Source organism: Glaciecola petra (genome assembly GCF_031846345.1).
In the GTDB taxonomy this organism is placed as follows: domain Bacteria; phylum Pseudomonadota; class Gammaproteobacteria; order Enterobacterales; family Alteromonadaceae; genus Glaciecola; species Glaciecola petra.
Genome location: NZ_JAVRHX010000001.1, coordinates 1,660,157 through 1,683,771, shown reverse-complemented (window position 1 = coordinate 1,683,771; position 23,615 = coordinate 1,660,157). Strand labels below are relative to the sequence as shown.

General features: G+C 41.1%; 14 protein-coding genes. 3 read left to right on the top strand and 11 right to left on the bottom strand.

From position 1 onward, the window contains the following. Positions 1-2: 2 nt before the first annotated feature. Positions 3-3,104 (top strand): efflux RND transporter permease subunit, encoded by a 3,102-nt coding sequence (locus RM552_RS07405; RefSeq protein ID WP_311368125.1) that lies wholly within the window; start codon positions 3-5, stop codon positions 3,102-3,104. 48 nt (positions 3,105-3,152) lie between these two features. On the opposite strand, the gene RM552_RS07400 is transcribed toward RM552_RS07405, so the two are convergent. From RM552_RS07400 to RM552_RS07390, 3 genes are all read right to left on the bottom strand, one after another. Next, entirely contained in the window at positions 3,153-4,715 is a 1,563-nt protein-coding gene (locus RM552_RS07400) for a polysaccharide lyase family 7 protein (protein WP_311368124.1), read from the bottom strand. Positions 4,716-4,879: 164 nt separating this feature from the next. Next, positions 4,880-5,401, bottom strand: coding sequence for a PH domain-containing protein (locus RM552_RS07395; RefSeq protein WP_311368297.1), 522 nt, complete (start codon positions 5,399-5,401; stop codon positions 4,880-4,882). Positions 5,402-5,483: 82 nt separating this feature from the next. Further along, a complete protein-coding gene (locus tag RM552_RS07390) occupies positions 5,484-6,716 on the bottom strand; it encodes a hypothetical protein (protein ID WP_311368123.1) in 1,233 nt (410 codons plus the stop codon). Between the two features lie 171 nt (positions 6,717-6,887). Here RM552_RS07390 and RM552_RS07385 point away from each other — a divergent pair, with 171 nt between their 5' ends. After that, entirely contained in the window at positions 6,888-7,340 is a 453-nt protein-coding gene (locus RM552_RS07385) for a hypothetical protein (RefSeq protein ID WP_311368122.1), read from the top strand. 3 nt (positions 7,341-7,343) lie between these two features. On the opposite strand, the gene RM552_RS07380 is transcribed toward RM552_RS07385, so the two are convergent. Then, positions 7,344-8,045: a crotonase/enoyl-CoA hydratase family protein gene (locus tag RM552_RS07380; RefSeq protein ID WP_311368121.1), complete on the bottom strand. Its 702-nt coding sequence runs from the start codon at positions 8,043-8,045 to the stop codon at positions 7,344-7,346. Between the two features lie 246 nt (positions 8,046-8,291). On the opposite strand from RM552_RS07380, the gene RM552_RS07375 reads away from it, so the two are divergent. Continuing rightward, positions 8,292-9,617 carry a lipase family protein gene (locus RM552_RS07375; RefSeq protein WP_311368120.1) on the top strand — a complete coding sequence of 442 codons (1,326 nt, stop codon included), beginning with the start codon at positions 8,292-8,294 and terminating at the stop codon, positions 9,615-9,617. Positions 9,618-9,625: 8 nt separating this feature from the next. On the opposite strand, the gene RM552_RS07370 is transcribed toward RM552_RS07375, so the two are convergent. The 7 genes from RM552_RS07370 to RM552_RS07340 all read right to left on the bottom strand — a co-directional run bounded on the left by RM552_RS07370 (position 9,626) and on the right by RM552_RS07340 (position 23,334). Next, complete coding sequence (locus RM552_RS07370) at positions 9,626-10,582, bottom strand: glycosyl hydrolase family 17 protein (protein ID WP_311368119.1); 957 nt, start codon at positions 10,580-10,582, stop codon at positions 9,626-9,628. Next, entirely contained in the window at positions 10,575-11,471 is an 897-nt protein-coding gene (locus tag RM552_RS07365; protein WP_311368118.1) for a glycoside hydrolase family 17 protein, read from the bottom strand. The genes RM552_RS07370 and RM552_RS07365 overlap by 8 nt, the downstream gene beginning before the upstream one ends. A 12-nt stretch (positions 11,472-11,483) precedes the next feature. Next, positions 11,484-14,939: a hypothetical protein gene (locus RM552_RS07360; protein ID WP_311368117.1), complete on the bottom strand. Its 3,456-nt coding sequence runs from the start codon at positions 14,937-14,939 to the stop codon at positions 11,484-11,486. A 227-nt stretch (positions 14,940-15,166) separates the two neighbouring features. Further along, complete coding sequence (gene cheB / locus RM552_RS07355; protein WP_311368116.1) at positions 15,167-16,270, bottom strand: chemotaxis-specific protein-glutamate methyltransferase CheB; 1,104 nt, start codon at positions 16,268-16,270, stop codon at positions 15,167-15,169. Positions 16,271-16,343: 73 nt separating this feature from the next. Further along, on the bottom strand, positions 16,344-18,647 hold the full coding sequence (locus tag RM552_RS07350; RefSeq protein ID WP_311368115.1) for an efflux RND transporter permease subunit: 2,304 nt from the start codon (positions 18,645-18,647) through the stop codon (positions 16,344-16,346). A gap of 332 nt (positions 18,648-18,979) precedes the next feature. Next, positions 18,980-22,147 carry an efflux RND transporter permease subunit gene (locus RM552_RS07345; protein WP_311368114.1) on the bottom strand — a complete coding sequence of 1,056 codons (3,168 nt, stop codon included), beginning with the start codon at positions 22,145-22,147 and terminating at the stop codon, positions 18,980-18,982. An 11-nt stretch (positions 22,148-22,158) separates the two neighbouring features. After that, positions 22,159-23,334: an efflux RND transporter periplasmic adaptor subunit gene (locus RM552_RS07340; protein WP_311368113.1), complete on the bottom strand. Its 1,176-nt coding sequence runs from the start codon at positions 23,332-23,334 to the stop codon at positions 22,159-22,161. Positions 23,335-23,615 lie beyond the last annotated feature (281 nt).

Here is a 23,615-nt window from a genome sequence, read left to right as displayed (position 1 = left end):
TAATGATATCGGCGATTATTCATTGGTCTATTCGCAATCGGTTTTTTGTTTTACTGGCAACATTTATGCTAGTAGGCGGTGGCATATATTCTGTTAAGAATACACCTGTTGATGCGATACCAGATTTATCTGACGTGCAAGTCATTATAAAAACATCCTATCCAGGGCAAGCGCCACAGGTAGTTGAAGACCAAGTGACTTATTCCTTGACCACCGCTATGTTGTCAGTTCCGGGTGCAAAAACGGTGAGGGGATTTTCGTTTTTTGGGGATTCATATGTGTACATCATTTTTGAGGATAATACCGACCTTTATTGGGCACGTAGCCGTGTATTGGAATACTTATCTCAGGTAGCGCCGCGTCTGCCATCATCTGCAAAGCCACAGCTTGGGCCAGATGCAACAGGCGTGGGTTGGATTTATCAGTATGCATTAGTCGATAGAACTGGGCAACATGACTTAAGCGAACTTACCAGTCTGCAAAACTGGTTCCTAAAGTACGAGTTGCAATCAGTTCCGGGTGTATCTGAAGTCGCAACTGTCGGCGGTATGGTGAAGCAATACCAAGTTGTGGTTGATCCCATCAAACTGCAAGCTTTTAATATTCCATTAGCGCATGTGCAAATGGCTATACAACGCGGAAACCAAGAGTCGGGGGCGTCGGTAATTGAACTAGCAGAAACCGAGTATATGGTTCGCACGACCGGGTATATTTCGAATAAACAAGATATCGAGGACATACCCATTGGGCTCGTTAGCAGCGCTAATAATAACGGTACACCTATTTTAATTAAGGATATAGCGCGTGTGCAAATAGGCCCACAAATTCGTCGCGGCCTTGCTGAACTTAACGGTGAAGGAGAGGTGGTTGGCGGTATTGTTGTGATGCGTTTTGGTGAAAATGCACAAGCAACTATCGAAAAAGTTAAAGCTAAATTAGAAGCGCTTAAAAGTAGTTTGCCAGACGGCGTAAAAGTAATAAACGTTTACGATAGATCAGGCTTAATTGAACGCTCTATAGAGAATCTAAGCACAAAACTCCTTGTCGAATTTGCCGTGGTGGTGCTTATTTGTATCGTGTTTTTATTTCATATTCGCTCATCATTAGTTGTTATTGTGAGTTTACCCATTGGCATATTGGCAGCCTTTATTGTAATGCATATACAGGGTATTAATGCCAATATTATGTCTTTGGGCGGCATTGCAATTGCGATTGGCGCAATGATTGATGGGGCGATAGTGCTGGTTGAAAACATGCACAAACATATAGAAAGAACACCATTATCATCACAAAATCGTTGGCAAATTGTGGCTCAATCTGCAAGTGAAGTAGGGCCTTCATTATTCTTCTCTTTATTGATTATAACCATTAGTTTTGTGCCGGTATTTACCCTAGAAGCACAAGAAGGCCGAATGTTTTCGCCACTAGCGTACACCAAAACATATGCGATGGCGGCAGCTGCAATACTTGCGATTACACTTGTGCCCGTGCTGATGGGTTACTTTGTTCGTGGCAGCATAATGCCTGAGCGCAAAAACCCAATAAACAGCGCATTAATCAGTGTATACGAGCCCGTTTTGAAGCAAGTACTTCGCTTTCCAAAGCTGACTATTGGTGTAACCATTATTATGTTGTGTATTGGCTTTTGGCCGGCTTCAAAAATAGGCAGTGAATTTATTCCGCCCTTAGATGAAGGTGATTTAATGTACATGCCAACTACCTATGCAGGGGTCTCAATTGGTGAAGCAAGGGATATTTTACAGCAAACAGACAAGCTAATTAAAACAATCCCAGAGGTAGCTAATGTGTTTGGTAAAGTTGGCAGAGCAAATACTGCAACCGATCCAGCGCCACTTACTATGATAGAAACAACCATACAACTCAAACCTAAAGCGCAATGGCGAGAGGGCATAGATACCTCCGCACTTATTGAAGAGTTAGAAACGTTAATTAACTTTCCGGGTTTAACCAATGCTTGGGTAATGCCAATAAAAACGCGTATTGATATGTTAGCGACAGGTATCAAAACCCCAGTGGGTATAAAGATTGGCGGGCCAGATCTAGCGCTTATACAGCAAATAGGACAACAGTTAGAAACTGTATTGTCGGAACTTGAAGGCACTGCTTCGGTATATGCTGAACGTGCTGCGGGTGGCAAATACATTACTATTGATATTAATCGTAAACAAGCGGCTAGATACGGTCTAAATATAGCTGATATACAGTCTTTTATTGGCAGTGCGGTAGGCGGCATCAATCTTACAAATAGCGTAGAAGGCTTAGAACGCTATCCCGTGCAAGTGCGCTTTCCTCAGTCATATAGAGATTCCCCCACACAACTTCAAGCATTACCATTTGTTACGCCAAGTGGTGCGCATATTAAATTAGGTGATGTGGCGAATCTTGTTATAGAAGAAGGACCCGCAAGTATTAAAAGTGAAAACGCCAGACCAAACGGCTGGGTTTATATTGATATTGAGAACATTGATGTGGGGGAGTATGTTGATAGTGCAAAAGCAATTATCGAGCAGCGTGTAGATTTGCCCGTAGGATACTCGATTACCTTTAGTGGTCAGTACGAATATATGGAGCGGGCGAAGGCAAAGTTGGCTTATGTTGTGCCCCTTACACTCGCTATCATTGTGATCCTTTTGTATGCGAGCTTTCGAAGTTTTCCCCAAGTTCTCATGATAATAGGCACGCTGCCTTTTGCCCTGATTGGGGGAATATGGCTGCTTTACATATCTGGCTTTAACTATTCTGTTGCTGTGGGAGTTGGCTTTATTGCCCTTGCGGGTGTGGCAGTCGAAATAGGTATTATCATGCTCACTTACCTAGACAATAAGTATGCTGATTTAGGCACACAATATACTCAAGAGGATTTAAAGCAAGCTATTATGGAAGGCTCTAAAATGCGCATAAGACCTGTCATGATGACCTCTACATCTATTATATTTGGTTTATTGCCAGTGATGTATGGTAGTGGAACAGGGTCAGAAATCATGAGCAGAATTGCTGCACCTATGGTAGGTGGAATGCTAAGCGCCGTGGTATTAACGCTTATTGTATTACCTGCTATGTATTACTTATGGCGCTCTAATTAGTCGATAAACCTGTGGGTTTAAATGGGCCTAATTTACCTACAGCTAATATTATTGCTCACCGTGCGTATTGCTCAAATAATAGAAACGTACTTGGTCGTAGTCTGAGCCAACGCCATTTGCATCGCCGCTATCACCAGTATTGTTTTGTGAATATGCACCGGCTTTGAAGTAATTCCACACCGATGTTTGGTCATAGCCGCTATTTTCTGCTTCCATATCAATAAACTGATGGGCGATGATTGGCCCATTTAAGTCACCGCGCCGAATGAATACATCTATGCGAGCGCCTTGTTGTTCAATTTCATAAGAAAATATTTCTTCTAGAGCAATGCCTTGGTCAATATTAGCGGTAAATATAGGTTGATTATCGGTATTGGAATGCGTTGGGCCTAGCACCATTTTCCAAATATCTTCGCCACCGTTAAGTTCGTGGGCGAAGTATATGTAGCCACGCTCATTATTTGGAAACTTTTTATAGTACAAACGAATGGGTTCGTCACTACCAGCATGTATTTGCCCAACAATTAAGCGACCCGTGTGCGATTGACTGCCGTCCAATGTGACCTTATCTATGCGCAATGTGGCTTTAAGTGAACCTCCTCTGCCACCAACAGGTCTACCCGGATTAGGTTGATACCCTAAGATCCAATTATTTTGATTAACTCCCTGAGTACTGATGCTAGTGTTGCCTCGGCGCAACATTTCGCGTAATTCACTGCGTGTAAAACTAGTGTTTGCAGACGTTTTTGCACCAAATATGGTTGATCGAAAAACCATCGCACCGTCAGATGCGGTGTAGAAGTGGTCATCGTCTTCAAAGCCCTGGTCTAAATCTCGTTCACTGGCGCGAAGCGAAAAACCATCGCTAGGATCAGTTCGAGGAGTATCTAAGGCCCAAGTAAGTAAATCAAAATTTTCGCCGGGCGCAACATTCGGATCTAATTGATACTGAGCAAGATCGACAGTTTGTGTTTGCAATGGCACCACATCTACATCGAGTGGACAAGCAAACACAGCTAATTCTTTCAAGGCAGTTTCACCCAACATATTGGCAGCGTCGTTAGCACCAAAGCTGACAAAACGGACAAATCGTGTAATGGTATTGCTTACTTCAAAGCGCTCTAACGCATCAGTAGTACCGCTGCTGCTTTGATTTGTTAAAATTCGTGTATAATCGATGCCATCTTCAGAAACAAATAAATCGAAGGTCGAAATTTGCGCGTCGCCCATGTACCAAGCTGTACCGATTTCCTTCAGTAAATGTCGATAGCCTAAATCGATAGTAAGTTCAGCGCCATTTTCACTGCTCTGCCAACGACTTTCATTTGTAAGGTCGTTATCTATAGCCTTACTAGCTTCAAAGCCGCTGGTAGCGACGGAGTCAGATTCAACACTAATGCGTTCAATGAAATCTAACCCGTTGCAATTAGTCACCGAATTATTTGGCGGAAATATAGGGTCTGCAATACCGGTTGGTGGTATTACCGGTGGTGTGACTGGCGCAACGGGAAGCACTGCATCATCTCGCACAGAACCGCCACCACATGAGAAAAGCGTCGACAGACATATTGTCACTATTGCTACTTTACTAACTAATTTTATTTTTACCACGTGCATGCCTTTTTGGTATTACCAATTATAAATTTGGTTATACCTTAAAATTTGTTTGGTTATCAACTGGAAAGTAAATGGTAATGACAACTTTGTCAACATGCACAACAAAATATGCCGAGAGTCTCGTCATATTTTGTTTATAGTTTGTATGTCAACCTTAGTTAGCTAGGCTTATTTTCTAGTAAGTGTTTAATATCTTTGAGGGTATCTAAGATCTCTACAAGGGTATCTGTAGGCTTTTCATCTGTTGATGCAGGTGCAGTGATGGTTAAACTGTCTTTTTGCGCGAGTATTGATTCTCTAAATTCTATGGCGTCCACTATGCCCAGCTTAGATACAAGTGCACCTGCACCTGACTGACCGGCCGTTTCGAAGTCAAGCCTATACAGTCCAAACATGCGCATTACCGGACCTTGAGTTAGGCCCACATCGGTTATTTTTTCTAAAGGTATAGATTTTTCGACTTTAAAGAGTATGCCCTTTTTTACCACTAATTTTCTGTCAAATAGCTCGGCAGACATAGCGTCTAAAATGCTTTGCGACACTAACAAGATAATAATGATTGTGATGGGAATAAAGGGAATAAGAAATAAAGTAACAATTGATAGCAATAACCAAACTACTAACCAATATTGTTTTACTTTAGGATCAAACTCTGCAGATTTTAACGGTGTCTCTTGCATCATAGACTCATCCATCTTAAAAAACGTTACTGATGAGGTTAGCAAGGCAAAACCTTTAATACAATAGCGCTTTATTTAGTTTTTAACCTTCGCAGCGAGCTGAAATAGCTTGAGCGGTCATAACATCTTGCATGTAAGTGGCTTGATTGATATTTTTCATTAAACTCATTGTTTGTGTATCACTGATGCCATCTGCAATTACCGGTAAGGCCGCTGCTCCACCTTCTTCACCAATTTCTTTCAAAAAATTGTCAACAAAACAGTCACAATATGTTTTTGTTTGCCCTGCTTTTGTACAACCCTCGCTAAGTAAGGTTTCAGTGGCACTCATTGCCTTTGTGTTCATTAGTGCTTGTGCCTGTTTAATAGCATCACTATTTTTGATTGAATCGACGGCTTCCTTACCTTGATTCTGTTGTGATGAGTCACGTTTGATGTTGTCAACCTCAGCTTGCAAGGCTGCCACTTCGTCACCAAATTTATTGCTAACATTTCCTCGCGCAATATTAATATCTATTGATTCTAGGCCAACAGGCGCGCCCGCGCGTTGTTCAGCGTCTCTCACAAAGCGTTGAATGAGTGTACCTGTGGATAATTCTTCAGGGGCTAACAAAGCTGCGCAATAATTACTTACATTACGAACAGAGTTTTGATAATTTTCAAATTTTTTCGATGCTTTATCAGCGTTCAGTTTAGCCTCTTGCTCAGCCAAACCAAGTTTATTTTGCAATATAGTCGCATTTACACCTCGATAATACACATAATGCAAAGCGGCGAGTTCGTCGCTGTTTAAGACCTTTGATGTTTCATTTAATATGCAACGCTCTAGTCGTTGCGTACCAGTACTATTTACTCTGTAGTCATATACTTGTTTGAAAATAGGCTCTGTAGGTAAAGGAGGGATGTCGACCTTTGGTTGTTTATCAATAACGCAGCCGTTTACTTCTTCATAAAAAGGGTCGTAACGCTCATACTCACTAAACGCGTTATATATTTCAATTTGAGCAACTTGACTGTTTCGCCCAGCCAGGTAGCGTTCAAATGCTTCGTCCTTTTTGTTCGGCATGCCAATACTATTTTTATATGTTTCTATCAAGAAATCTGCATATTGTTGATTTGGGCTTAAATGAGAATAAGTAGCGTGCGCTTTTGCGACACAAGTACAGTCAACATTTGGCCTCGCCAGCGAACTACACATATTGAAATATAAAGATTTCTGTTGTTCATACTTCTGGGCTTGATTTGCAGAGCTAGTCGAAATTACACATAGACTTACCATGATTATCTTGAGAAGGTTGAGAGAGAAATTTTGCATTGTATTGCCATAAAAATAACCAATTTGTTATAGGCTAGCACATTATTTATCGTCCAACAAAACACTGATTGTAAGTAGTTGTATAAGGTAAATTGGAGCTCAATACTTTGTTTATGTTGCATGCAGTTTAGCCCTAGTGATAATGTTGCGTAACAAAAAAGGAGGAGTTAAGTGCAAAAGTTGTATAAACCCGTTTTGTTAGTATTGCTAGCGTTCAGTATGTTGAGTGCTTGTACCTCAAAAGAACAAGCTTTTTCAAATATGAGAGAAGTGTTTACTACTGAAATTGATGAAGCGGGTTCGAAACGTTTTACTTATTTATTAATATCGCGAACAAAAGGCTTGAATACACTTGGCTTAATAAGAAGCAAGGAACAGTTTCAAACAAGACAAAGCAAACGCGGCGGTGGTTATGAGCGAGGTGGTGCTAACAATGAAAAATTTAAAGAAGATTTTATTGAAAGACTAGATGAATATTTGTTAGCAAATGGATTCTGTCGAACAGGCTATATTGAGCTTGATTTTACTGCGGTGAGCACTGAAATTCAGTTAGTGGGCGAATGCAATGAAAGCGCTACGTCACAAGACATTGAAAAATGGCAGGCGACGCAGACAAACTTCTAAGCTTTATACGGCATGCACTTTTGATGGGTCCAAGTCGTCTTCAATCGCTTTGTCTAAAATAGCAAAAGCTTCTATGCGCGAGCGCATTTTAGTATTTCTAAATGCAGTCATGTCTAATTGAGCGAACATTTTGCCTGCCATTGCTGCTGCCATTGGCATTTGTTCTTGAGGTACAATCCGGTCTATAAACCCAGCATCCACAGCACCTTGAGGATCAAATATTTCGGCATTAATCACACAACGATTAAAGTAGTTTTTGGCCAAGCGATATCGCGCAAGTTCAATCCCAAAATTATGCATAGTCATACCAATTAGGGTTTCATTTAAGCCTACTTTAAAATCGCCCTGAGCAATCATTCGATAATCGCAGGCAAGCAATAAAAATGCTCCCATTGCAATACTGTGCCCGGTAGCTAGTGCAATAACAGGTTTTGGAAAGGCTAAAATTCTGCGCGCTAATTTTGAGCCTTTAGATGTAAGAAGTAAGGCCTCAGCCTGGCCTTTTTGCATTTCTTTTAAGTTGAAACCGCCTGAAAAAACGCCATCTCTTCCGGTCAATATAACAATGGCATCATCAGCTTCAGCCATATCAAAAGCGGCGTTTAAGTTTGCAATGGTGTCGCTTGATAATGCGTTAGCTTTACCGTCGTCCATTGTAATAGTCGCGACATTGTTATCTAGCGAGTAGCTCACAGTGTTTGTCATGCCTTGTCCTGCTGTAAAAAGTGATTTAAACAAAAATTACCTTGATAGAATAGACCTTAAACAAGCCCCATGCAAATTAGTATGCCGTTACTTATTGAGCCCATATTGCAAGGTTTCTGCGTAGTTTGTTTTGATGCATGTTTCAAAGTAAGTCTATGCTTGTAAAGCGCGCTTGTATTGTGTAACTTCATTGCAGAGCAGGCTCTCAGTAGAGATAGCTCACAGTTGAGCTAAAAGGAACTAGACATGCCAGAAAGTTATTTTACGTCCTTAGAAAAAAAGGAAAAAGCAGCTAAGTTGTTGGATTTAGAGTTGCCTTCCTACCGTCAAGCATACAGTGACCGAACCGCGTGGGTAATGTCGGTCTTGTCTGAATTGGTTTATATTAAATTTAATCCCCTGTTTGGAGCGGTCAATTCAGCCGACGGCAATGCTGGCGATCAACAAGAATATATTAAGACTTATTTTGTCGACCGTATAGCGCGTATGATTGATGCAGACAGAGCACAGTTATTGACTCAATTGATTGAGCAAGTCGCCTACGACCATGAAGGGAATAGCCAGCTTTTAGGAGCGCAATTGGCTGAATTTGACTTCAAAACTATTGCGACTTTTGATCGTGGTGGCACGCAGGCGATTTTAGTTGAAAACGGAAGTTATATGGTTCTGGTTTTCAGAGGAACTGAAACTGATAGCCTTGCAGATATAAAAGCAGATGCAAAAGCAAGTATTAGAAAATGTGAAACACGGGGTATGATCCATTCTGGTTTTTATGATGCTTATAACGAGATAAGAAACGAGCTAGAAACTCAATTACTTAGTGAACAGTGCGTAGATAAACCCTTGTATATTACAGGGCATAGTTTAGGTGGGGCCTTAGCCACCGTAGCTACTAAGTTAATTCATCACAAAGGTGGCTTAGCCGCCTGCTATACATATGGCTCGCCACGAGTGGGAAATGATGAGTGGATAAATAACATTAAAACGCCAATTCATCGATTAGTGAATGCTGCCGACTGCGTAACTATGCTGCCACCAGGTGATACTACCGTTTCGTTATTAGCTTTAATAATAAAATGTCTTCCCTCGATTGGGCAAAAAACGGCTTTGTATCTGCAAGAGAAGTTTGGTGGTTATATGCACGCTGGCAATATGCGTTACTTAACAAATTGCAAGCCTGGAGATTTTGATGACGTAAAGGTACTTTATACAGTAAGTTTTTGGTTCCGTATTAAAGCGCTCTTTTATAAGTCCTTACCATTTACCAAATTGTTGGCTGACCATTCTATTTCAATTTATAGTACTAAATTGATGATTATCGCCTTTAAACGAAACAAGAAAAAAATGGATGCCGTTGGGGGTGGAAGCACCAATAACATGACTAATAATACTGCCAGTGTTAAGCCAGCTACGAAGAAGACGGCGGCGAAACCTAAGCCTGCTGCAAAAGCAGCATCTAAAAAAACGACTCCAACAAAAGCAGCTTCACCGAAAGCGCCTAAGGGAACTCCGATTAAAAAACCAGTGGCAAAAACAACACCTAAAAGCGTTACCAAAAAACCGGATGTTTAATAGCGGTATTAACCGCCAAATACGCCATTCATGACCGGTTTAGGTGTTCTATCAACAAAGAAGAAGCCCCAGTGTTTTTCAGGCTCAGCTGCATCAGCTGAACCTTTCCATGGCTCGTCGAAGGCTTCAAACATGAACGTCATGATGTTTTCTTGCTTACTCCACTGAGCTAGTTGTTTGCAATACTCACTTTGTAACTGCACAGAAGCGTTCCAAGGCTCAATGCCACGGCCGTTGGAAGTGGTTGTCCAACCCGCTTCTGTGATAACAATTGGCATATTAGGGTGGACTTCTTCAACCGACTGATAATTAAGCTGAGTATAATCAAGCGCCGAATCAATAGTATGATATTCCCACACCGGGTATGTGTGAATTGAAATAAAATCAACCACTTCAACAAGAGGTTTCAGTTTGTCGCGCCAAGGCACATAGTTTTCACAAAATGTTACCGGCTGAGCAATGTTTTGTTTAACGTGTTTCGCATAATGGACCAAGCGGTCAACAGACACCATGTGGTCATTCCATTCTACACTGGCTTCGTTACCAATAGAGGCAGCAAAAACGATGTCTTCATAGGTATTACATAAGGTCACTAAACGCTGAATTTCGCGTTCGTTAGCTTGCGTATTTTGCTGCAAAACATGGTCGGGATAATCGGCACCCCACGGACAGTTAGGGTTGCTCATTTCAGCACCTAAATCGACCCCAAGCATGACCTTAAAATCTAAATTATTTTCAACGATTACTTTTAGTACCGTTAACGCATGTTGACTGCAATCGTACAAACGTAAGTATGACCAATGAGGCGCCAAAAGAAGCAAGTCTTCATGTATTTCATTGTAGCTTGGAAAATCGCCGGTTTGTGGACTTTGACCTTCTCGATATCCAGAATAACATATAGCGTCACCCGGTGGCATGAGCAGTTGATTACCTTTGATAATGCTTTCTCTCGCATACTTAGACATATTTTGGTATCCCGTCTTTATCCCACAATCCCCAATATGCACCTACGTCGCCTTCTTCTTCAATTTTCCATGCTTCGTCAAATGAAGAAAAGTAAACAATATCGATATTTTCTTCTTGCGCCCACTTATAAGTATTAAGAAAATAACGCACTGCATTATCATATGACGGTACAGCACCGCCTTCCGGTGTGCCTACATTTGGCCAACCTGTTTCGCTAATAACAACAGGTTTTCCGTTAGCCGCTTTAGTAGCTATGCGATACATTTCTTTCATATACAAAAGTGCGTGCTCAGCGGGGCAACTTTCCCAAAATGGGTAACAATTGGCTAGAATTACATCACAAGCCTCAGTCACTTTGGGATGGTCAACAAATTTGAAATAGGCGTCAACATAGCCGACCATTACGCCCGGTGCTGCCGCTTTTGCACGCTCTATATAATCGACCAGTTCGTCTTCTGTCATTTCACCGCGCAGCATCACTTCATTGCCTACAGCTAATATATCAACAACGCCTGCTTGTGCTAATTTAATACCCGCTTGCAGTTCTTTTTCGTTATTTTCGTTATTGTCTTCAAGCCATACTCCAACCATGGTTTTTAAGCCCAGTTCTTTAGCAATCGCTGGTGTATGCTCATTTCCTTCAGTACAAGAAAAGCTTCTAATCCAATTGACCGAAGACTGAATTGGCGATAGGCGTTCCCTAATTTGTTCTGGGCTAATTATAGTCCCAGGTCCTTGCCCTTCAACATAGGGGCTAAACGAAATACCATGGATTTTGTTAGACAAAGTTTCGCGTACCAATGCTTTTAGGTCTTCAATTGAACGACCATTAGTGTCAACACCACTTAAAGACAGCGTTTTTTTATAGAGTGAGGATAAACCTGACATGTAATACTCCAATTAATCTTTTTTATGCCAAAACAATGTGGCTGCATCAATATTGACATTCACTTGAGTGACTTGTCCTGTTCGCTTGAATAAATGAGTAGCATATTCTGCGTCTAAGGTCATAGTTTGAGTACTCACAATAGATTTGTCTTTGCATTTAATTTCAATACCAACTGCACCGGCATGACTTAAGCGATAAACAAATGGCACTTGGCACCATGTAAAGGCTAATTCATCTTGTGCAACTGGTATCGACTGCCAATTGTTATGCACATCTAAATAACGAAAATCTATGGGTTCGCCCAAAAATTCTTGCTTGCGCAATAAAAATGGCTTTATTGTCGCGCTACCATTTTTGACTTGAATACCCAATTCGATGAACCGAGAAATCAACTCTTCTTTTACTTGGCCCGTCATGCCAGGTTGTTGTGCCCCTGCGTGCTTTGGTGTGTGTGAATAAGGGTCTGTTGGAAATGCACCATATTCCTTTGGTGTTTTATTAAAGCCAATTCCTTCTCTCACACGATAGTATTGCTGGCAAATTGTGTCTAAATTACTCTTAGATTCATTGTTATTATGGGCTGCTTGGGCATTTTCACCTAATGCTAACAGCAATTTTGACACCATGTGCCAATAAACACTGCCTAAGCCTTCAAAACCAAACATACCACCCGAACGTCCAGTAAAAGCGAGGTGGTTAAATGTTTTCTCGTATAGGTCAAAAATAGCCTCACTATCTTTTTGCAGCTGTGGGTATTGTTTGCTTAAGAGCTTAATTTTTGTCGCGACTTCGCCCTTATTTTTCAAATCGGCATGGAAGCGAATATTGTCGTTAGCATCTTTAGCAATAAGTGCATTTTCTCCTGCTTTCAGCATGCTGTTTAAGCTTTCAATTTGCATAGTGCTCGCTGCATCAACTACGTTCTTTTGCATGAACGTAGTTTGTGCTTTATCCGGGTATAGCATGAATGTTTTTTGATCGTCACGATATACATTACTTGCGAATAAGGCATCTACAACGTCTACACATTCTGCCGTTGATAACGCTCCCGAAGATAAAGCAGCTACCTGACCTTCTAACATTGGGCTCAAGTGACTAATTTGTGCCTGGTTATCAGATAAATTTAGTAAGTTATAAGCGTGATACAAACCGTCTTCACGCTTGTTGGTGCTAATGGTATGTTCTATCGCCAATAATGAATGAGCCAGTAGGGCGCGGATACTGTCAACAGAGACCGTTTTAACGCCGCTAAACCCCTCTTGTTTATAAACTTGCACCCTATATCGACTAGATGCTTCTCCTAAGAATGCAAGGGAGGAAAAACGTGCTTCGGCGCTTAGAACTTTACCTGCTAGTTGTGGCACAAGCACATCCAAAGCATCTAAAGTATCGTTTAACCAATTGGCTACTTCATGAGATATCTCAATATCATTTTCTAATTGTGCAAGGAGGTCTTGAACAAAAACAACGTAGCGACGCATATAATTGAGCGTTACCATCGACAGCCCTTGACCAACCAGGGCGTTATTTGCATCGTTCCATTCAGGGCGCTGAGTATTTAACCAGATGCCACCATCTATGACCAAATTTCCCAATTTGCTCAATAGAGGGACAAGTAATTTTTCGAGCAAATTAACTTGATAGACTTGGCCATTTTTGTCTAATACCAATTTGCCGTCTGCACCCATTTGTGCTGTGAGAGTTTCAATTTTTTCTGCCAAGGCTTCGTCGTATTGTACGGTACTTTTAGCATCAACAATTAAGTCTTCAAACGGCTTTATTTTATAAGGTACATTTGCATAGCAATATGTTTTGGCTTGCAATAGTTGAACTAGTTTTTGTGGATGAAACTGTTTAGAGACTTCCAATAGTTTCAGCAAATATATAATTTGATGGTCACCCCAATACCCTATATAACTCCAAGGGTCGTCAGGTTCTTCTACCTCCCAATCGATACCTTCTTTGGTTATTCGGTATGGATTGTAGCCATCCATCGTAGAAGCGTTAACAAATTTGGCAATCATCCCTTCTATATACTCAGGATAACTATAAGCTAATGATTCCCAGTTCTGGAATATATCACGCCAGTTACCCTGATAAGTTAATAAAGGCTCTTGTTTTTCATTTTTAAGTTTTATTACAAACTGATTCCATGGACGGCTTGGGTCACCATGTCGACGTCCAAAATAAATAGGTAAGTATTCGCTACACAAACGAGTTAGCTGTGGCTCATTTAATCTATTGAGTGCTTCCATTAATTGACTTACTGACACCGAATCAGGCAGGTCGCTCAAAAAGCCTAAGTTTTGTTCATATACTTTATTGTTAAAGTGTTTGATTGTAGCCATTAGATCAGATTGGCTGATTAGATATTGATCACTAAATATACCGCCACGCAAAACGTTAAATAAGGTATTGGCATAGTGATGAACCCCTACATTTTCTTCTGCAACCAGCTGGAAACCGTCAGCGCTGGCTAAAATTCTCGCTAGCTCGTCATCACCTTGAGCAATAGACGCGTTTACGTCGTTTAATAATGCCGTTTTTTCGCTCAAAGAACCTTTAAGCGTAGCAACTTGATTTTGGTCTTGTTCAATATTAGCAACTATAAGCCAATCTTTTTTCTCACCGGGATTTAAAGTGAGTGCTTGGGAAACAAAATATGCACCTCTAATGCCACGCGTATACTCTTCTGTTATTACGCTTTGACCATTTTTAAAACTGTTTATCTGTCTTTTAGACAATAGGGTAATGGGGGCCTCTAAGCCTAAACTGAAAACAGTGTTGGCCTTAAGTGATTCGCAAGGTTCGGCTCTGTCGGTAATAGCTGAATATAGGGTATATAGACCAAGCCTGTCTTTTTGGTCTAATTCGTTCCACTTATAAGCATCCACTAAATTACTTGATATTGTTTGAGTAAACTTGGGTGTGCCGGCAGGTAAAATATTTTGTATACCATCTACAAATTCTAAACTTGTTTTTGTACCACCCATGTTGCTAAGTTCGGAACTGCGAACAAATCCAAATTTGTCACTACTTTGCCAAGAATATCGGAAGCTTAATTTTAGGTCATGATTGATTTCTTCAAAAATGAGTTTATTGCCTAGAGTATTCTTATATAAATTGCGTTCAAGCGAATATAATTGCGTTTGTTCTAAATTAAACGGTTCCCAGTTGTGAATTTGTGAATCTTGATGCACGCGAATTATCGTTTTACTGCCTGTATTAGCTGCATTGTCGTAAATTTTGTCTACGCAATCGTATGGAAATAGGGCAGTCTCGGGTGAAACGCGTCCGGCAGTAAGGGCGCCATTAGACGAAATAAACATCCAATGGTCGCTGTTTGAAATTAGGCTGATGAAAAAAGGATCTATCTTGTCTACACATTTGATTGCATAGTATCTTTCGTTGTTAATGGTGACAAATCCACCACTAACATCCACGAAATTTTGTGTCTGTGTGTTCATGTAACGCTTCCCATAAAATGTGTAGCTATTGCTTAAATGCACTGTCCTATAGATAATCGCTATAGTGTGGCATAGTTAAGACATAGCTAAAAACCAATCAGACGATTTATTATTGTTTTTATTAATCGACCCCTCACTTTAAAACACATAATGTCCCGCGCAATCGAAAGTCGGTTAAGTGGACTTATTGTGCGACCAAGGAGACATAAAAAAGAAAGGGCTGAGACTTACTGCAGGGCCTTAGCAATAGCGTAATTTGGCAGGATTTTTGTGGTGCCTCCCAGCTTAACTAATTCACCCGGCATACCAAAAACAACAGCGGTTTCGTTAGATTCAGCAATGACTGTCGCGCCTTGCTCGTGTGCTTTATTCATCGCTTGTGCGCCATCGTTACCCATACCCGTCAGTTGTACACAACATAGCTCACTTGCATTGATATTCGCGCTTGCCGTTTCGACCAAGCGAGTGACGCTAGGGTGCCAAATATACTCAGGTGTAATTGGGACAGATTCGGCATAAAGGCGACCACCGGTTTTACTAATTACAATATCGGCATCACCTTTTGCAATGTATATATGATGAGCTAAGAGCGCCTGTTTTGTATCTACTTCAACCACGTTTAACGCACACATGGTGTTTAGTCTCTCTGCAAATACTTTTGTAAATCTAGCGGGCATATGTTGAGCAATCACTATAGGTGTTGAAAACTCTTTATTAAGTTTTGGCAATATGGCCTGCAAACAATTTGGTCCCCCGGTTGAGACACCAATGACTATTAGTTTCTTGGCTGTGGATTGCCTTTTTCTGGAAGATGGCGCTCGTTCAGTGAGCGTTTGAGTCTGCGCCCTTGGGGTAGGTTTGCCAAAAAAACTTGAGCTATTTAATTGCCTGGGTGCATTAATACTTTTGTTATTTGTTGAAGCAGGCGACCTTAACTTTTGCATGCTAACTTTACTTGCTTGTCTAACTTTCTCCAGCAGAATAGGTGCCGATTCGCCCATATTTTGGGTCCAGGTGCCGCTGGGTTTTTGAATAAAGTCAACTGCGCCTAATGCAAGCGCTTTGAAGGTTGCTTCGGCTCCGTCTTCAGTTAAAGAAGAGACCATTACCACAGGAAGTGGTTGTGTTTTCATTATTGTTTTTAAACATTCAATACCGTCCATTATGGGCATGTTAATGTCTAGTGTTACTACATCGGGTTTAAATGTACTTAGCTGGGTGAGACAATCCTGTCCATTGCGAGCCATCTCGGTTACAAAACCGGCTTCCTCAAACAAACTTTTAAGATGCCGACGCATTAACGCAGAATCATCAACGATCAACACCTTCATTTGTTTTATTTCCTCAGAGAATTATCATGTTTTTTCTATTAGTATTTATCGTCAAAATTGACGCATACTTTACTTAAACCCCGTGCTTATTTTCTGAATCTTTACGGTTTGCTGCTGCTAATAGCGCGGGTAAAATGAGTAAATCAATGACTAACGCAGCAACAATGATTATGCTGGTTAGCGTACCCATATCAGAATTTATTGCAAAATCCGAGAAAGCAAGCACAGCAAAACCACTTGCCAGCACAAGCGTTGTTATTAGCAATGCGTTACCCACATTATTAAAAGCAAAAAGAATCGCTTCGTTATTCGGTAAACCATCATCCATTGCTTTTTTATACTTGCTTAAAAAATGCACGGTGTCGTCAACAATAATGCCCATCGTCATGGTCATTACCACCGATAGCGCCATGCTAATTTCTGCTGAAATAAGCGCCCAGCAGGCAAATCCAATTAAACCTGGCATTAAATTGGGCACTAAACTGATAAAACCCAGTTTGGTGCTTTTTAATGCAAACAATAGCAATAATGAGATTAAAATAAGTGCTACCACAGCGCCTTGCATCATCCCTTGCATATTCGCTTTGCCAATGTGCGCAAATATTAATGGCAAACTAGCGGCATCCATTTGATAATTAGGACCATGTTTTAGCATCCATTGTTTTGCTCTATCCTCAAATTGGGTAAAGTCTTTACTGCCTAAATTTTTAAGCGTGACCATAACTCTTACAGCCGATTTTTTAATATTTATTTGATTGTTCACGTCTAGGCCAAATGGCAAGGACATTTCGTAAAAAAGTAAGTATTGAGCCGCTAAGTCTTTTTGGTCTGGTATGACAGCAAAGCTTGGGTCATCGTTATTCATATTTCTATTGAGTCTGCGGGTAACATTTGCATAACTATAGACATGATCAACTTCTTCTTGCTGCATCAACCACTCAGTAAAACTGTCTATCGTGTTAAGAAAAACGGGGTCGTTTATTTGGTTGTCTATACCCGTATAAATAGCAAAGTCTATTGTACTGAGACCACTTAGCTTTTCTTGTTGAAAGTCTGCAGATTGTCTAAATTCATTGCCTTTGTTGAAATAGTCGATAGCAATGTCGTTTAGTTCATTTTTACTGGCTAAATAAACACTGCTGAGCATTAATACTGTCGAGAATATCAATATTCCTCGGCTATTTTTAATAGTAAAATCAGCCATTTTTTGCCAATTTTGCTGGTTTTGGGCCGCTGTTTGCTTTGCGAACGTAATTGGCAAAAGAAATAGGATACATGGCAACATGATCAATGAAAACAAACAGGCCATCATTACACCAATTGCTACCAAGTTGCCAAGATCAGCCAGTATAGGCACTTTAGCAAAGTTCATGGTTAAAAAACCAACCGCTGTCGTCACACTAGTCAATATTATTGGTTTAGTATTGATATTTAGGCTTTTAATGATAGCGCTTTTTTTATCATGTCCTTGCAACATATAAAAACGCATACTAGAAATCACATGTATGCTGTCGGCAATGGCTAAAGTCATTATAATGACAGGCACATTCACGGTGGCGATATTAATAAACATGCCAAGCCAGCCACCAATTCCCATTGTAGAAGCAATGCTTAACAAAACAATGATGAGTGTTGCGACAGTCGCCCATGCGCTTCGCAGTAACACAGCGATCATAATACTAATAAGCACAAACATTATTGGGAAGAGTGTAGTAGCATCTTTTATGGCCGCCAAAAACATTGCGTCGGTCATAATAACGATGCCACTTAAGTCAAAGCGATGCTCGGGATATGCCTCTTGATATGGTGCAATCATGTCTCTGACAAACGAACTGACTTGGGTAATTTCTTTCGTTTGATCGCCGTCGGGTAGCAATATATTGATGTTTATCATAGCGACTTGACCGTTAGGCGAAATCACTTTGTTGATTAAGTCAGGCTCACTCAAGCCAACTTGTTTTATCTTTGCAACGCGTTCGGGGTTGAGCCAATCTAATTCAAGCAGCAAGTCTTCGACAATAAGGTCGCCTTGGTCATCATAAGAATGCTGAAAGTTGGTAATTGAGTCGACTCGTGTAGATAAAGGAATTTGCCACGAAGCATCGGAGAGTTCTTTAATGAGGGTAAGGCTTTTGTTGTTAAATAGGTCGCCTTCTGAGACCGAGATAATAATCGATACGCTTTCGTTTTTAGTGAAAACGGCCTGCATTTTCTCATAGGCAACACGCTGCGGATTATCTGGCTCAAAAAATACTCGATAGTCGCCTCTAAAATACAAGTTAGCTGCGCCCAGCGCAGTCAATATGGTGAGCAGTAAACAGCCTACAATAAAGGTTTTAGGTCGCTGTATAATGTGACTAATCCACTCAGTATTCACTTATCACCTTTTAAAAATTGGAAAAATTGATCTAACGCATATGTAGGTTAAAAGCTAACGTTCACACTACGTACATACATTGTCAGTTAATCGGCGAAAAATGCAAAGTATTTACTTAAGTTTATGCCCGCTTTTAAAATCTCGTCAAGCGAACTAAAAACATTCAAGCATCATTGGAGGTAAGCCCCTCAGCTATTTAAGGACGCTTTACGGCATCCATGCCCGCTTTCAAAAGGCGTCCTGCCTTTTGAAACCTTAAATAGCTGAGGGGCTTACCTCTTATCATTTTTCTTGGATGTTTTTAGTTCGCTTGACGAGATTTTGAAAGCGAATTACTCGTTGAACTCTGCTGAGGCACTAACAGGTAATGATGTAACGTTAGTCTTGCGACCAAACATCTTTTTAAATACCCCTGCTATGTCTTGTCCTATCATATACAAGCTTGGTACTAATAGCAGTGTTACCAAGGTGGCATAAAGTACGGCAAACCCTAAAGCAACGGCCATCGGGATGACTATTTTAGCCTGTAGGCTAGTTTCGAACATAATGGGCAATACACCCACAAAAGTGGTGATGGAAGTTAGCGTTATGGCCCTAAAGCGTGCGCAGCCTGCTTCTATTACTGCATCGCGCACAGAGTAACCTTCAAGTCTGCGTTGATTCACATAGTCGGTCATGACAAGCGAGTCGTTGATAACCACCCCTGCAGCCGCGACTAAGCCAAACATCGACATAATGCTAATGTCCATACCAAAAATGAAATGGCCCCATATTGCTCCAGTTAAACTAAAAGGAATAACCGACATAATAATGAGGGGTTGAAAGTAACTCTTTAAGGGTATGGCAAGTAAAATAAAGATAATGATCAATGCAATGGCAAAAAAGCGATATTGTTCTGCAGACTGCGCTTGGCTTTCTTCAATTGCGCCACCCAACTCGGTTTTCACGTTAGGGAAACGGGTTTTCATTTGCGGTAACAGTTCTTCGCGTATTTCATCGATTAATTCGTTTGGTTCCACTTGCTCTTCGTCTATAGAACCCCAAACATATACGCTGCGGTAGCCGCCTTCACGCCTGATATAACTAATGCCAGGTGCTTCAATAAGGTCAACTACATCACCCAGCATCACTTCTTGCCCAGTTGGTGTGGTAATGACGGCATACTTTAAGCTAGCAAAGCGTTCACGAGTAAGCTGCGGATAGCGCACCATCACGCGGACTTCTTCGCCGTTACGCAATACGCGCTGAGCTTCACCGCCAAAGAAGCTAGCGCCGACTTGATTAGCGATAGTCGACAAATCTAATCCTAAATCGTAGGCGACAGGTTTTAATGTCATTTGCACTTCTTTGCTTTCAGGGTCAATGGTGGATGACACATCAAACACGCCTTTTTGCGTTTGTAGTAGTTCTATCAAGTAACGCCCAGCATTATTGAGTGTGTCTAAATCGTCACCAAATATCATGTAGCCAAATTCGCCGTTACCACCGCTACCGAATATCTCATCACGTACCTCTACCGACTTCATGCCGGCGATGTCGGGAATCCGTTCTCGCCATCGTCGCGCTAGGGCAAAGGTGTCCATAGGGCGTAAATCTTCGTCAACCAGTGGAACTAATACTTCTGCCCGACTGCCACCTTGGTTCCAAGCGAGTATGTCACGCACCATTCCTTGACCACCAAATTCTTGTTTAATCTCGGCATCAACATCTAGGACAATTTGCTCCATAACCCTTAACGCGTCTATTCGTGCTTGATCAGATGCGGTTTCGCTCATTTCAATATTTATGCTAGGGAAGTCGTGCGGGACCTTAGGCGAAGGTACCTGACGAACATAGTTACCATTTACCAAGCCTACGCTAATAATCAGCATGCCGATGAAAAAGGCTAAGGTAAACCAGCGATACTTGGTGCATAACTCTACAAAAGCTTTATAAGGGCCATTTACAAAGCCAAAAAATTTAGTGTTGAATTTATGTCGCCAACTGGTTTCTTTGAGCGGTTTAAATGTGGAGTTAGCGATATGCGAAGGCAGTATTAGTTTCGATTCAATGAGTGAAAAAGCCAAGCACAAAATAACCACACCTGACACCGCAATAAATTGACCACTCTCAGGCCCTGTACTAAATAAGCTAGGGGCAAACACTGCCATGGTCGTTAATACACCAAAAGTTGCAGGAGTTGCGACTTTTTTTGCACCAATAATAACGTTTTTTACACTCGCGCCTTTGCTTTCAATTTCGGTGTAAGCAGATTCCCCTATAACAATGGCGTCGTCTACCACTATGCCTAATACCATAATAAAGGCAAATAGCGACATAATGTTTATGGTTAAGCCAAATACAGGCATCATCATCATGGCGCCTAAAAAACATACAGGCAAGCCTATCATTACCCAAAACGCGAGTTTAAAACGCAGGAAGATAAACAGCATAATGAATACTAAAAATGCGCCCTGTATTAGGTTGTTGATCATCATGTCGAGCCGACCATTTAAGTAGTAGGTCATATCAACCAGTACTTTTAGTTCAAGTCCGTCGGGCAGGGTTGGATTTTGCTCATCAATAAATCGATGCACAGATTCTGCAATAGGGATAATATTTTGTGTCTTAGTGCCGCGTACTTGTATGCTAATAGCATTGCGGCCGTTGTATTTGAAATAGCGCCTACCTTCAGTAAAACCATCTTTGATGGTCGCTACATCGCGCAAAAACACCCGCGCACCATTGTCGCCAATTTTTACGGGGATCATGGAAAACTCTTCGCCATTGTAAAATTGATTTTCTATGCGAACCGCAATTGTACCGGCTTCGGTTCTAATTTGCCCCGCAGAAAAGTTGGCTGAATAACGGCGTATAGATTGCGTAATATTATCTATAGTTAAGTTATACTTGCGCAGCATTTCGGGTAAAATTTCAATGGCGATTTCATCATCAGGGCTAAACGCTTCGGCAAGTTGCACATTGTCCAGAGCTAAGAGCCCGTCTTCTATTTGGTTAGCAATAGGCTTAAGCTCGGTTAAGGGTAAATCCCCAACGAGCGCCATATTAATCACTTCTTGTCGAAATTCTTGTTGAACTACTGTAATAGGTTCCATAGAAGCAGGGAAGGTAGCGATGCCATCGATACGCGTTTTTACTTTGTCTAATACGTCAGGCAAGTGGGCATCAAGATCTATTTCCATAGTGACACTGCCGCCACCGCGCCAAGATCTTCCAATACTTTTTTTGACTTCCGATAAATCCTTTATCGCTTCTTCAATTTTTATGGTAATGCTCTCTTCAATTTCTTGAGGGGAGGCACCGCGATAATTTAAATTAGCAACAATATAATTACGCTCAACCGATGGGAACATTTGCTTTTGGATGGCAAAATAGCTGAACAAGCCCACAATAATAATAAAAATCATGAGTAAGTTGGAGGCAACAGGGTTTCGCGCAAAATAAGCAATAATGCCTTTTTGGTCGTCTATTGGAGTTTGTTCATCGGTAACTGAAGACATGCTAAATTCTCCTAAAGACTGATGTTTGCGGTGGTAAGAGAGTTACTAACCTGATCGCTTGCTTGATCCAGTATTTTTACATCCATCCCATTTTGTGGATATTCAGGTAGACTTTTCGCAATACGATCGCGTTCTGTTACGCCCGTGCTGATAAAGAAGTATTCACCTTCTTCCCTCACCACATGAACCGTATGAGACTCAAGTTTGTCTTGGTCATTAACAATCCAAATTTTGCGATTGTTGACTAAAATCTGAGGTACTTTAAATACGCTTTCTAACTCACGCCCTGAAAAACTAACCTGAACATATGAACCAAATTTTAACTTAGGTGCATTGCTTTCTAATCCATAAGGGTCGTTAATTCTTATCACTAGGTGTTGCATTCGTGTACTTTGATCGACCAGGCCTAAATTTCGATGAATACTGCCTTCTCGTTGAACAGAACTCGCATCTTGGGTACTGATTTGGGCGGAAATCCCAATAGGGTTTGCAGGTAAAAATGGGCTATCAAAACCTGCAATAGGCACCATCACTTCAGCCGTTTCTATGTTGTTTATTTGTGCAACTCGCATACCTGCATTCACAAATTGGCCTGAGCCTATATCGCGCGATACGACTAAGGCGTCGTAGGGTGCACGCACAAGTGTTTTGTCTAAATTACGTTTAGCGATACGCAGGCTAGCTTGCGCTGATTTAAGCTGAGCTTTAGCACTAATAACCTGAGGCTTGCGCAAATATAGGTCGCTGACTCTATTTTTTGGTAAGTTTTTAGCCTCTTGTTGCGCAACTTTTTGTCTTGCTAATTCTTCAGTAAGCGTGGCTTGTGCGAGTGATATTTGCGCTTCAGCTTGCAGTACCGCGGCTTCGTAGGTGTCGGGTTCGATTGAGAATAAAATCTCACCACGCTTAACTACTCCTCCCGCAACAAAGTTTTCGTTCCAATTTAATACTTCGCCACTCACTTGCGCTGCGAGGGTAGTGCTCTCTAATGGTTCAACTTCTCCAAAGCCCACTATTTTGACTTGATGATTGATAGCAACCAATGACTCTACGTCAATCACTGGACGATTATCTTCTTGTTTCTGTTCTTCTTCGTCGGCTGCACTCGCGACGATCCCCATGCTTATGCCAATTGCGACAAGCAAGATAGTGATAAAACCAATGATAGTGAGAATAATAGATTTCATTGCAGTTTCCCTTAGAATATTCATGTGTCATTTTACGTGCAATATGTGTCTGCTTTATGTGCCAAATGTAACTAAATGTAATCCAGTTAGGCAATTGACAAATTGTTATGCCAACATCATTCGCTAGTACCCGTAACTACTCCTTAAGCAAAAAAAAACAAAAAAAAGCAGTAAAAGTCGTAAAGGACTTATACCGCTTTTCGTTTTTATTTTATCGTTAGTAGATTCGGCTAAAAATGTATCGGCACAAAATCAATACTCAGCACATTTATACCTAAAAA